Source organism: Persicobacter diffluens, assembly GCF_036244895.1.
GTDB lineage: Bacteria > Bacteroidota > Bacteroidia > Cytophagales > Cyclobacteriaceae > Persicobacter > Persicobacter diffluens.
Genome location: NZ_BQKE01000001.1, coordinates 2,181,079 through 2,193,952, shown reverse-complemented (window position 1 = coordinate 2,193,952; position 12,874 = coordinate 2,181,079). Strand labels below are relative to the sequence as shown.

The window sequence follows — 12,874 nt, the reverse complement described above, 5'->3', positions numbered from 1 at the left end:
ACTAATATTATCAAGAAGCAGGGTAAAGAAATAGTAATTCGTATTTTTTTTTGGTTAATAAATGAATTTTCCTCAAATCTTATTGTTTTTAGAGGAATGGGGTTGCTGGAGGTTACGGAATTCTATTTTCGGAATGGCTTCCAATAGTCTTTGGGTGTATTGGTGTTTAGGTTTTTCGAAGAGCACCTCTGCAAAATCCTGTTCCACTATTCTTCCTTTGTTCATAACCAATACCCGATCAGAGACGGATTTAATGACCGAAAGGTCATGGGAAATAAATAAAAAAGAGACCTTTAATTCTTCTTTGAGATCCATCAAAAGATTAAGGATCTGCGCCTGAACCGAAACATCAAGGGCAGAAACACATTCATCGCAAATGATGAGTTCCGGCTCTGTAATTAATGCGCGTGCGATCGCGATTCTTTGGCGTTGTCCACCACTAAAAGCGTGGGGATAGCGATATAAAGCATCCTGAGGTAATCCCACTTTTTTAATCCAGATAGCGGCCAGGGCCCATCGATCGGCTTTGTTCTTGCCGATGCCGAATGATTCCAGTGGTTCCATCAGGCAATGCGCTATGGTGTGCCTGGGGTTCAAGGATTGAAAAGGATCCTGAAAAATGATGCCGATTTTTTTTCTGATTGCAAAAAGCTCCTTTTGGCTTGATTCCAGTATATTTCTCCCATTGAAGATAATGCTTCCCTCTGCGCCCTTAACGAGTTGCATCAGAATACGAGCCAGCGTGCTTTTGCCTGATCCGGACTGGCCCACAAGACCTAAAATCTCCCCTTCATACAATTCCAGGCTGACCGAATGGATCACTTTTTTACGCGTGGCGGAGGACCAGGGGAAGCGTTTAGTTGCGGTATAAGCAAAGTTTAAATCCCGAATTTGAATCAGAGGTTTTCGTTTAAAAAATGCTTTTCGCTTGGTTTCCAATGCTTCATCAGTAAGCACTTGCTGAATGATGGCATCTTCCACGGCTTTATATTTGGCCGGATTGCCATTTTGAGGAAGAAAATCATTTAGAGTAGGTAGTCGGTTCATCTTTAGATCCAATCTTGGTCGGCATGCGATGAGTCCTTTGGTATAAGGTGCCTGAGGGTTTCCGAAAATGGAGTGGGTGTCGCCTTGTTCTTCGGTTTTGCCCTGATTCAGTACCAATATTTTATCCGCTAATTTAGAAACAACGCCTAGATCATGCGAAATGAACAGCATGGAGGTTCCGTACTGGTTTTTTAACCTTTCAAAGGTTTGGATGATCTTATTTTGAATGATTGTGTCCAAAGCAGTGGTCGGTTCGTCAGCCACCAATAATCGTGGATGATTCACCATGGCCATGGCGATCAGGATTCGTTGCTTTTGACCTCCGGAAAGCTGATGGGGATAGGCGGAGAAAATTCTTTCCGGTTCACTGAATGGGATGTTTTCCAGTACTTCAATGGCTTTGGACTTCGCCTCTTTCGGATGAAGCTTTTGGTGCCTTTGTATCGCTTCCAGTAGTTGTTTGCCCACTTTCATCAAGGGATTCAGGGCGGTCATCGGCTCCTGAAAAACCATGGCAATTTCTTTTCCTCTGATTTTCAGGAAATCCCGTTCTCCGAAATTCAATAAATTTATTTTTTCTCCATGGGGCAGATAGTACCAGGCTTCGCCCTCATAATGATGAACCTCCGGCCCGGCCCACAGTCCCAGAATACTGGTGGCCGTAACGGATTTTCCGGAGCCGGATTCTCCTACGATCCCCAGGGTTTCTCCTTCCCGGAGGCAAAAGGAAAGATTTTCGACCACTTTTATAGGGCCGGACTGACCATTGAGCGTAATGCTCAGGTTGCAAACCTCTAGCAGAAGTTTCGCTGGATTAGAAATATCCTCAGGCATGGTTGGTGTTGGGTTGGTGTTGCCAATTGGAATGGGCAAATTAGGGGATTTTTATGGAAAAGGAAATCTCCAGGTGAATAAGGCCATTACCTTCTTTGCGAAAATTGCTTTTCCGCTAATTGTTACGGATTAATGAAGGGATTGTCTTGTTAAATTACTAATTTTGCGGACTGATTTAAAAACCGCCTTTAGCGCAACATAATTATAGATATATTCCACGATGAGTTTAGTTGAGGAAATTAAGAAAAGAAGAACCTTTGGTATCATTTCTCACCCTGATGCCGGTAAAACGACCCTGACGGAGAAGCTTTTGCTTTTCGGGGGGGCGATTCAGACTGCGGGTGCGGTAAAATCCAATAAAATAAAGGACCATGCCCGATCTGACTGGATGGAAATTGAGAAGCAGCGTGGTATCTCGGTTGCGACTTCCGTAATGGGATTTGATTACCGAAACAAGCGTATCAACTTGCTGGATACACCAGGTCACAAGGATTTTGCGGAAGATACCTACAGAACCTTGACGGCAGTGGACTCTGTAATTATGGTGATTGACTGTGTGAAAGGTGTGGAGGAACAAACTGAGCGATTGATGGAAGTTTGTCGTATGCGTCAGACGCCTGTGCTTTGTTTTATCAACAAAATGGACCGTGAAGGTCGTGATCCTTTCGAGCTGTTAGAGGAGATTGAGGAGAAGTTGGGCTTGCGCGTTCATCCTTTGTCTTGGCCCATCAATATTGGTAAGAACTTCAAAGGGGTTTATTCTTTATATGAGAAAAAATTGGTGCTTTTTGAGGCGAGTCGTCAAAAGCTTTCTTCTGAAAAGATTGAGATTTCTGATATTGAAAGCCCTGAACTGGAGCAATATGTAGGGGAGAAGGATGCGGCGCAGTTACGTGAGGACGTAGAACTGATCAACGGGGTTTACGAAGATTTCGATAAAGAAGAGTACCTGGCGGGAGATATCGCACCGGTATTTTTTGGTTCGGCCGTGAATAATTTTGGAGTGCAGGAGCTGTTGGATTGTTTCGTGGATATTGCGCCAGAGCCGATTCCACGTGAGACGGAGCTTCGTGAGATTGAACCTCAGGATCCTAAATTCTCTGGTTTTATCTTTAAGATTCACGCCAATATGGATCCTAAGCACCGTAACCGTATTGCTTTTATGCGGGTGTGTTCGGGTAAGTTTGAGCGTTCGAAGCCTTATTTGCATATCCGTCATGATAAAAAGATGAAATTCTCCAATACCACGGCCTTTATGGCGCAGGATAAGGAGATTGTGGATGAGGCATGGCCGGGCGATATCATCGGTTTGTATGATACGGGTAACCTGAAAATTGGCGATACGCTTACCGAAGGAGAAAAAGGTAATTATAAAGGTATTCCTTCCTTCTCGCCGGAAATGTTCCGCGAGGTAGTGAATAAGGATGCGATGAAAACTAAGCAATTGGAAAAAGGGCTTTCTCAGCTGATGGAGGAAGGTTTGGCGCAGTTGTTTACTTTCGAAATGGGTTCCCGTAAAGTTGTGGGTGTTGTAGGACAACTTCAGTTTGAAGTAATTCAATTCCGATTGAAGGGGGAGTATGGCGCTTCCTGCGATTTCCGTCCAATGAACTTGTACAAAGCTTGTTGGATTTCGGCAGAAAATGAAAAAGACATGGATGCTTTTATCGCGTCCAAAGGTCGTCATATTGCCCGTGATAAAGATGGTAAATTGGTGTTTATGGCGGAATCACGTGCGTGGTTGCAGATGGTTCAGGATAACTTCCCAAATATTCAATTCCACTTTACTTCGGAATTTTAAGATCATTTCAAACCCATGGTGCATCATTGTATGCCTGTGGGTTTTTGTTTATATTTTGAGGGAAATCTGTTATGATTTTACCTTAAAATATGCTCATGAACGAAATGTCTTCTCTTTCTAATATGCAATTTTTCGAAAAGGTTGCAGCCTTGCTGAATCAGGCGAGAAATCATATTGCCCGGTCGGTCAATGCGACGATGACCAAGACTTATTTTGAGATTGGTCGGATGATTGTGGAGGAAGAACAGCCGGGAGAGGAAAGGGCGGCTTATGGGAAGGAATTGTTGGCGGATTTGTCAAAAAGGCTTACCAGCGAGTTTGGGAAAGGTTTTTCAGCAACCAACCTTCGACAGATGCGGACTTTTTTCTGGCCTTTGAAAAACAGCAGACAGTGTCTGCTGAATTGGTAGATACTCTGAAAAACACAAAAAATGATCCTTTGTCGAATCCTTTCCGCTGAGTTGGTCACATTATTTGCGATTGATGCGGATTTCCGATGAAAAGGAGCGACGGTTTTATGAGATTGAGTGTTTACGAAATAACTAGAGTCTCCGGGAATTTAAGCGGCAATAGGATACCTCTCTTTATGAACGATTGGCGCTGAGTCGTGATAAGGAGGGCGTGAGGCAGCTATCGGAAGTAGGGCAGAAGATACAGACGGTGCATGATTAACTAAAGGATCTTTATGTGCTGGAATTTGTGTTGATTGACCTGAAGATAGGCGAGTTGAGCCATCAGGATTTAGGTCAAATGCAGATGTATGTAAATTTCTACGACCGGCACGTTCGTTTAGCGCATGAGCATAAAACAGTGGGAATTATTCTCTGTAAAGAAAAGAATGAAACCCTGGTGAAAATCAGTCTGCCGGAAGGTAATGACCAGATTTTTGCCAGCAGATATAAAACGGTTATCCCAAGTAAGGAACAATTTAAGGCTTTGCTCGACGGATAGCCAAAGAACTGTTCTTTGGAATGGTTTCTGTAATTGAAAGAAGAATTGGAGGATAAATGCCTCCCAAAAATAAATACAACAGGTATGCATACAAAAAAATATCCATTCCGCGTCGTTTTTGAAGACAACCATTTATTGGTGGTTGATAAGGACGCGGGCGTTTTGGTTCAGGGTGACGCAACAGGCGATAAGACCCTATTGGATTATGCCAAAGAGTATATCAAGGAAAAATATAATAAGCCGGGGGCCGTATTTCTACATGCGGTGCACCGTTTGGATCGTCCGGTGTCGGGATTGGTGATTTTAGCCCGAACTTCCAAGGCATTGGAAAGAATGACTAAAGCTTTCCGTGATAAGAAAGTATATAAAACTTATTGGGCGGTGGTGAAGAAACGTCCGCCGAAATGGGAAGATAAGTTGGTGAACTATCTGAAAAAAGACGGAAAGCGGAATGTAACAACAGCTTACGATAAGGAAGTGGAAGGCGCGCAGCGTTCGGAACTGACTTATAAGTCTTTGGGTAAAATGAATGAGCACTTCCTATTAGAGGTGAATCCGTTGACGGGGCGTCCGCATCAGATTCGGGTGCAGTTGTCCCATATGGGTTGCCCGATTCGCGGGGATTTGCGTTATGGTTTCCATAAGCCTAATCCGGATAAGTCGATTAATTTACATGCCTTGTATTTGAACTTTACCCATCCGGTAACGAAGGAGAAGATGTTTTTGAGAGCTGGTGTTCCTGCGAATGATTTCTGGGAGCAGTGGTTGCAGCTGGAAAATCGCAAGCTGAAGGACAAGCATATGGAGCGCTACCACGGCTAGGACTTTCCGGTTTGCGGTTTTGGCTTAGGGATAGCGGCAGAGGCGTTAGCCGATTGTTGGAGCTCCTTTTGGGCGGGCAGGTTATTTGATTTTTTCAGGACTGCCCGCCCAAAAGAGCGACTGCCGCAAGCCCGACCGCCGTCAGGTGGGAAGCCCCAAATTACGAGCGTGTTTAAAAACTTACCATTCTATTACAAATTCGGATTATTGGAATTGATTTTGAATTATTTTTTAACAATAGCGTTGCTATTCTCTCAAAATAATACTTCATCACTTCTACAATACTCCAAATTTTCGTTTCGAATTTTAAGTTTTAAACATGCGCTAAAAACATTTTGATCAATTCGGGAATGGGCATTGGGAGGTGTCTTCCGGTATGAAGAAGGAATTTAATTTAAATGTAGCCCCTGAGGTAGCGTTTGATGAGCAGGCATTTGATGCCTATGTGCGCAAGCGTGAGGGGTTGACGGATCGTGATCAGGTGCATGTACGCATGACGCGCCGTTCGATTGATGCGCGCAAGAAAAAGGTGCGCGTGAATGTGGGCGTGGAGGTTTTTGTGGATGAGCAGCCTTCGAACACGATCAGTTATCAGCGGGATTATTTGAACGTTTCGAATGCGAAGTGTGTAGTGATCGTGGGCGCTGGTCCTGCGGGATTGTTCGCGGCTTTGCGTTTGCTGGAGTTGGGCGTGAAGCCGATAGTGGTGGAGCGCGGAAAGGATGTACAGGCGCGTCGTCGGGATTTGGCGGCGATCAATAAAGAGCATACGGTGAATCCGGATTCCAATTATTGTTTTGGAGAAGGCGGTGCCGGAACGTATTCTGATGGTAAATTGTACACGCGTTCAAAAAAGCGTGGAGATTTCCGCAGAATATTGGAGATTTTGGTAGCGCATGGTGGCCGTGAGGAGCTGTTGGTGGATGCACATCCGCATATTGGAACGAATAAACTACCGAAGCTGATTGCAGAGATTCGCCAGTCGATTAAAGATTCGGGTGGAGAAATTCTGTTTGATAGCCGGGTAGAGGATATCAAGATTCGCAGCGGTAAGGTGCAGGGTGTGGTGTTGCAAAGCGGGCAGTATATCGAAGGAGAGGCTGTTTTGCTGGCAACCGGACATTCGGCCAGAGATATTTTTGAACTGCTGAACCGAAAGCGCATTCTGATTGAGAACAAGCCTTTTGCGCTTGGTGTGAGAATTGAGCATGCGCAGCCATTGATTGATAATATTCAGTACAGCTGTGGGCCTGATCGGGGGATTTTACCTGCTGCGGCCTATTCGCTGGTTTCTCAGGAAGCTTTTAAGGGCGTGAAGAAAGGGGTATTTTCTTTCTGTATGTGCCCGGGAGGTTTTATTGTGCCGGCGGCTACGGCTCCGGGAGAGATTGTGGTCAACGGGATGTCGCCTTCAAGAAGGGATTCTAAATATGCCAATTCCGGAATGGTGGTAGCAGTGGACGAGAACGATTACGGGCATTTGATTCCGGAATACGGACAGTTGGCCGCAATGGAGTATCAGCGTAGAATAGAGCAGGCGGCTTTCCGTGCGGGAGGTGAAACGCAGGTGGCTCCGGCACAGCGTATGATGGATTTTGTGAATGGCAAGGTGTCGAACTCGCTATTGGAGACTTCTTATCAGCCGGGGGTGAGTTCTGTGGATATGCGGAATGTGTTGCCGGAAGCCGTGGCGCATCGATTGAAATTTGGATTTAAATCTTTTGGAAAGAAGATGAAAGGTTACCTGACCAATGATGCGCAGATATTGGGGGTGGAATCCAGGACTTCTTCTCCAGTGAGAATTCCGAGAGATAAGGAAAGTTTGGAGCATCCGGAAATTAAGGGGCTTTTCCCATGTGGGGAAGGTGCTGGTTATGCTGGAGGAATTGCCTCTGCGGCTATTGATGGCGAGCGATGTGCTGAACGTATTTTTGAATTGTATATCAGGAAGTAATTTCACAGATGAAATAAGTAATAGTAAAAAGCTGCTCCGGTTGGGGTGGCTTTTTTGCTTTAACCCGGGTTTTTCATGCTTCAATCCTCTTTTAGTTGCAAGGCGGGAAAAATGAAGGAATAGTCTCCAGTTTCGAGTTTTTTCCAACGAAGCAGATGAATGAGGAGAAAGCAAGATTGCCCAAATTTGGGCTATAAAAAAATCAGCAGAAATGAGTCTATTGGTCTAGTAGTAAGTCAGTTAAGGTGAATTACTTAATTTAGTGGTGAATAATTCGGGTTAGGGTAGAAATTGCTTGTACCGGGGTAATTTTTGAAGTCAATTTGATGGGAATGGGAAATAGTATATGGCTGGAATATGTTTTTAAACCCCAACTCAGTTGATGGATGAACCATACGGAATGGAAACAGTTAGTGGCCGCTAATAATGCCAGTCAGGATTTCAAGCCTTCAGTCAATATCAAGGATGTCCTTAGGTGGGCTGTCGAAAATCCCTTAATGTGAGGAAAACACCCCCTGTTCTGATCACGTCAGAGCCATTTGTCAGGAAGAAACCAGCTATCAGTCCGAAATATTCGACTGTCTGGTCCTCGGGTGAGAAAATAAGGGGCTCTTTAGTTTAGTTTGCTGGGATTAGGGGGCGCAGGATGGGTTTGAGTTGATGGGATGGATTGAAATTAATCCAATAAAGATCACCCATGTGGGGCCACTTTTGGACCTGATAAAGGAAGATTTTTCCCTTTTTTATGAAAATGCTTTGAAGGGTAATATTATTCCTCAAGAGTTAAATCAAGGTATTTTCAAAGTTAATGGATATAAACGATGATCGAAAAAAAGCTACCCTCAGCCATGATTAACTTAGCCCGAATTATTCACCGCTAAATTAATTAACTAAGTTCAAGTGACTTATTTTTAGTTCATTATAATTAATTTTCTTTAGTTTGTAATAGCCCAAATTTGGGCAAGCTTGCTTTCTCCTCATTCATCTGTTTCGTTGGAAAAAACTCGAAATAGGAAACTATTCCTTCATTTTTTCCGCCTTACAGCTAAACGAGGATTTAAGCATGAATAATCCGGGTTAGGGTAGCTTTTTTGATTTATAGCTCTAAACCAATGCGTCGGCTTCGTTTTTCCAATACTGGAAATTGTTTTTTGTCCCAGCCATATTGGGCCGGCATATTGTCTTTGTCCCAAGCTGCATATGCCTCTTCCAGCATTTTGACAATCTCAGGCTGCTGCTCATAAAGATCAGTGGTTTCGTAGGGATCATTAGCGATATGGAATAACTCGGTCTTTTTTCCATGTTGTACCAACTTCCACTGATCATTTCGGATAGCGCGATTAGCGCCTAATTTCCAGTATAAGTATTCATGAGGAGCTTGTGCCTTCTCGCCTTTTACAAAAGGGAGCAGGTTGACGCCATCGAAATTAGCCTCAGCTTTTGCCGGAATGTTGGCCGTAGCCAAAATGGTTGGGGTCATATCAACGCCGGAAATTGGGTGCGCATATTTTTCACCGGAAGGAATTTGTCCCGGCCAGCTCATAACGAATGGAATATGAATACCTCCTTCATAATATTGTCCTTTTTGTCCACGCATTGGGGTGTTGTAGGAGAAGTTGTTTTTTGGTTTCCCTCCATTATCACTTAAGAAGATTACCAGCGTATTTTCTCTGAGTTGGAGTTCTTCCAGTTTATTCATGATTTTCCCGACATTGGCATCCATTCCAAATTGCATGGCGCAAAGCTTACGGCGGTTTTCATTTTCAATATGCTGGAAGTGGGCAAGGTATTCTTCTGTTGCTTCCAGTGGGGCATGAACAGCATTAAAAGGAAGGTAGATGAAGAACGGATTTTCTTTATTTCTCTCGATGAAATCCACCGTTTCGTCGCCTAAAGCATCCGTAAAGTAGCGGGGCTCCATTTCCAGTTCCTGCTCGTTGCGCATGTATTTCTTTTCTTCATTCTGGTGATCCAGATAACGCGCTGCTCCTTCTAAAAATCCAAAGTATTCATCGAAGCCTCTTTGGCGGGGCATCAGCGCTTCATTGCCTCTTTCGCCTCCTAAATGCCATTTTCCAAAGCAGGCGGTTGCATATCCTTCGGCTTTTAAGGTTTCGGCTACATTGGTTTGGCTGAGTGGCATTCCGACTATTACTTCTTCATCCAATTTATAGGGAGCCGGATTGTTTTCGCATCCAAAACGTTGTTGGTATCTGCCAGTAACCAAGGCCGCTCTTGTTGGTCCGCATACGGAAGCGGTAACGTAACCATTTTCAAATATTACCCCGCTTGCCGCCAGTTTATCCAGATTCGGGGTTGGGATTTCACTGCTCCCATGAAAGCCAACATCGGCATAGCCTAAATCGTCAGCAACGATCATGATAATATTAGGGGTATTTTTCTTTTTGTTGTGGGCTTCTGCTATGCTCAGAGATAGGGCAAAAGCAGTGGCCACAAAGGCGAATTTCTTCATCATCCTAATTTGAAATTATCTTTATTGAGGGTTAGTTTATTTCCTTTGCTAAAAAACCACATTGACGCTTTTTCTGCTTTATAAATTGTGGAATTTTGATTTAAGGAAATTTGAAGATCGTTATTATTGTTAAATTAATTTTGTCCCATTTTGGGAAATTAATATCGAATAATAACTGGTTTTTTTGGACTGGATGAGGGGCTAATTTGGGGGAAGAGTGAAACGAAATGGGTATATTTGTCGTTTTGAAAAGTATAATTGTAAATGGGTGGTTTTTTATGGAATCCAATGATAAAAAATTAAAGGAATATGTGGTGGAAGAGCTTCCACAACCCATGGTGTCTGATTCAGAGGTTACTTACGGAACCTTTATGGAGGATAAGTTGCAGGTGGCCAAGGCGGTCCGGCATGGGGTTTCCTTTCCTTTGTTTGAGGAAATAAGAGGTAATAGCCCTTTGTCCGATAAGCAATGGGCCAATTTGTTAGGGGTTAATATTCGTACTTTTCAGCGGTACCTGAAGGATGAAGATCATATCTTCAATTCCTTACAAAGTGAGCGGATTTTTGAGTTGGCAGAGGTGTTTACCGCCGGCAATGCGCTTTTTGATGAAGAGGCGCATTTTTTACAATGGTTACAGCTGCCCTGTCTTGCTTTGGGAGGAGAGGCACCGATTCAGTTGTTAGATAGCTCTTACGGGAAAGATTTGGTGATGGCGGAATTGAACAGAATTGAGCACGGGATTTTTGTTTGATGCAGTTATTCAGGTTGAGCCGGTTTCCCTATAAAGATGAATTATCAGGCAAAGGGGCTGCTAAGTTTGGAAACCGATGGAATTCCAAAGGAACGGAGGTGATTTATACTGCTTCTTCCAGAGCGCTGGCGAATGCGGAGGTGGCGGTTCATTTGCCGCTGGGTATTTTACCTCAGGATTATTATATGGTAGAAATTGGGGTGCCGGAAAATTCATCCACATTGGAGCTTAATATGGAAGACCTTCCCAAAGGCTGGAATGCCTTACCCCATATTCCCCCCACTCAGAAAGTCGGAGATTTATTTGTCAGAGAAAATGCGTTTTTGTTATTAAAGGTGCCGAGTGTGGTGGTTTTAGGGGATTTCAATTATGTGATAAACCCCTTTCATGCTCAATTCCGGGAGGTACATATTATGAAAACTTATCCATTTCCCTTTGACAGAAGATTGCTTCGGATATAAAAAAAGCGACACCTCAATTTGAAATGTCGCTTTTTTTTATCCCTTCTTTGCTTATTTAGCAGAGGTGGGTTTGTAATGCTTTATCCAGCTTTTGTACTCCTTCAGGTCTCTTTTTACCACCGGAGCTAACAAATATAGTCCTATAATATTAGGTGCGCACATGGCAAAAGCCATGGCATCTCCGAATCTGAATACTGAAGTCAGGCTTAAAGAGGAACCGATGACTACAAAAATGCAGAAGATCAATTTATAGGATAAATCGGCTACTTTATTTTCTCCGAAAATATAGGTCCATGCCTTCAGCCCGTAGTAGGAGCAGGAAATCATGGTGGAAAGTGCGAATAATATTACAGCTACAGAGAGCACAATCGGGAACCAGGAGATTACGGAACCGAAAGCACGTGAGGTTAATTCAACGCCTTCAGTAGCGGATGGATCAAACGAATTGGTAAGAATAATCACCAAAGCAGTCATGGTACAAACCAATACTGTATCGACGAATGGTTCGATCATGCCGACATAGCCTTCAGACACCGGATGTTCTGTTTTAGCAGGTGCGTGAGCAGTAGCAGCCTGTCCGATGCCCGCCTCATTGGAAAAGGCCGCTCTTTGAACGCCAATTACCAATACGCCAATGAATCCACCGGCCACTGCTTCCGGATTGAATCCCTGAGAGACGATTTGCATTAATGCGGCCGGAATATCTGTCCAATGTGCACCGATCACAAAAAAGGCTGCCGTCATATAAATGACCACCATCATGGGGACGATTTTGGAGGTTACTTTTGCAATGGATTTTATGCCTCCTATGATAATAGAACCCGTAATAAGGGCGATAATTAATCCAAAGATCCACCCTTGTCCGTAAAGGATACTTTGTTCTCCACCGGTGACATTAATCAATTGTTTTGTAGCCTGATTAATCTGTATCATGCAGCCTCCTCCAAAAGAACAGCCCACAGCGGGGATCGCATATGCTAAGGCCAGGCCTTTACCCAACCTGCCTTTTCCCTGCGCGGTAAGTCCTTGCCACAGATAATACATCGGACCGCCGGATACTTCTCCTGAAGCGTGAACAATTCTGTATTTAACCGCTAATGTACACTCTACAAATTTGGTGGCCATTCCAAAAATACCGGCCATTATCATCCAGAAGGTAGCGCCCGGACCACCAATAGAAATTGCCAAAGCTACTCCGGCAATATTTCCGATGCCCACCGTGCCTGAAAGGGCTGCTGTTAAAGCCTGAAAATGGCTGACTTCCCCTTTAGAATCGGGTTCGTCATATTTTCCCCGAATCACATCAAAAGCATGTTTGAAACCACGGAAGTTTAACCCTTTAAAGTATACGGTAAAGATTAATGCTGCTGCAAATAACCAAATCACTACAATAGGAAGGGAAACATCTTCCGTGATGGAAACGGTAAAGAATATTATTTTTTCTAATGCACTAATGAAAGGTTCCAAAGCTTGATTGATGCGTTCATCTATACTCAAGGCAGAGGATTGAAGGTTAATGGGGCGTTGAAGTAGTTTTTCAAAGAAGGGTAATAATTGTAAAAGATCACTCATTGGTGAAAACTCGGTGTATTTATAATTTATTTTTGCAAAATTTTGCCAAAGGTAGTTTTCAACCTTTGTTAAAACCAAAGAAAGCCCCTTTATTTTGAACTTTTGTTAATGGGTAAGATATTCTTCGGTTTATGATTTGGTAATGAATGGAATGAAGCGAACAAATTTTCATATTTCGTGCCAAAATTCTCTTTCCTTTCACTAAAA

11 protein-coding genes are annotated in these 12,874 nt (G+C 43.5%); 8 read left to right on the top strand and 3 right to left on the bottom strand.

What is annotated here, in order from left to right; translation table 11 throughout:
* Positions 1–72 precede the first annotated feature (72 nt).
* Positions 73–1,920 carry a dipeptide ABC transporter ATP-binding protein gene (locus AAA970_RS08975; protein WP_338236842.1) on the bottom strand — a complete coding sequence of 616 codons (1,848 nt, stop codon included), beginning with the start codon at positions 1,918–1,920 and terminating at the stop codon, positions 73–75.
* 181 nt (positions 1,921–2,101) lie between these two features.
* Between AAA970_RS08975 and AAA970_RS08970 the strand changes: the two genes are divergently transcribed.
* From AAA970_RS08970 to AAA970_RS27810, 6 genes are all read left to right on the top strand, one after another.
* Entirely contained in the window at positions 2,102–3,682 is a 1,581-nt protein-coding gene (locus tag AAA970_RS08970) for a peptide chain release factor 3 (protein ID WP_338236840.1), read from the top strand.
* Positions 3,683–3,771: 89 nt separating this feature from the next.
* Complete coding sequence (locus tag AAA970_RS08965; RefSeq protein ID WP_338236839.1) at positions 3,772–4,092, top strand: DUF1016 N-terminal domain-containing protein; 321 nt, start codon at positions 3,772–3,774, stop codon at positions 4,090–4,092.
* 277 nt (positions 4,093–4,369) lie between these two features.
* On the top strand, positions 4,370–4,633 hold the full coding sequence (locus AAA970_RS08960; RefSeq protein ID WP_338236838.1) for a PDDEXK nuclease domain-containing protein: 264 nt from the start codon (positions 4,370–4,372) through the stop codon (positions 4,631–4,633).
* A gap of 84 nt (positions 4,634–4,717) precedes the next feature.
* Positions 4,718–5,455, top strand: a complete 738-nt coding sequence (locus AAA970_RS08955; protein WP_338236837.1) for an RluA family pseudouridine synthase — start codon at positions 4,718–4,720, stop codon at positions 5,453–5,455.
* A 376-nt stretch (positions 5,456–5,831) separates the two neighbouring features.
* A complete protein-coding gene (locus AAA970_RS08950) occupies positions 5,832–7,409 on the top strand; it encodes an NAD(P)/FAD-dependent oxidoreductase (RefSeq protein ID WP_338236836.1) in 1,578 nt (525 codons plus the stop codon).
* Between the two features lie 660 nt (positions 7,410–8,069).
* Positions 8,070–8,234 (top strand): DUF6678 family protein, encoded by a 165-nt coding sequence (locus tag AAA970_RS27810; protein WP_420916715.1) that lies wholly within the window; start codon positions 8,070–8,072, stop codon positions 8,232–8,234.
* A gap of 271 nt (positions 8,235–8,505) precedes the next feature.
* On the opposite strand, the gene AAA970_RS08945 is transcribed toward AAA970_RS27810, so the two are convergent.
* Positions 8,506–9,885, bottom strand: a complete 1,380-nt coding sequence (locus AAA970_RS08945; protein WP_338236835.1) for a sulfatase family protein — start codon at positions 9,883–9,885, stop codon at positions 8,506–8,508.
* A gap of 242 nt (positions 9,886–10,127) precedes the next feature.
* On the opposite strand from AAA970_RS08945, the gene parS reads away from it, so the two are divergent.
* Both parS and AAA970_RS08935 read left to right on the top strand, forming a co-directional pair.
* Positions 10,128–10,634 carry a type II RES/Xre toxin-antitoxin system antitoxin gene (parS, locus tag AAA970_RS08940; protein ID WP_338236834.1) on the top strand — a complete coding sequence of 169 codons (507 nt, stop codon included), beginning with the start codon at positions 10,128–10,130 and terminating at the stop codon, positions 10,632–10,634.
* A complete protein-coding gene (locus AAA970_RS08935) occupies positions 10,634–11,095 on the top strand; it encodes an RES family NAD+ phosphorylase (RefSeq protein WP_338236833.1) in 462 nt (153 codons plus the stop codon). The genes parS and AAA970_RS08935 overlap by 1 nt, the downstream gene beginning before the upstream one ends.
* Before the next feature lie 51 nt (positions 11,096–11,146).
* Here the strand turns inward: AAA970_RS08935 and AAA970_RS08930 are convergent, their stop codons facing one another.
* On the bottom strand, positions 11,147–12,667 hold the full coding sequence (locus AAA970_RS08930; protein WP_338236832.1) for an alanine/glycine:cation symporter family protein: 1,521 nt from the start codon (positions 12,665–12,667) through the stop codon (positions 11,147–11,149).
* Between the last annotated feature and the right edge of the window lie 207 nt (positions 12,668–12,874).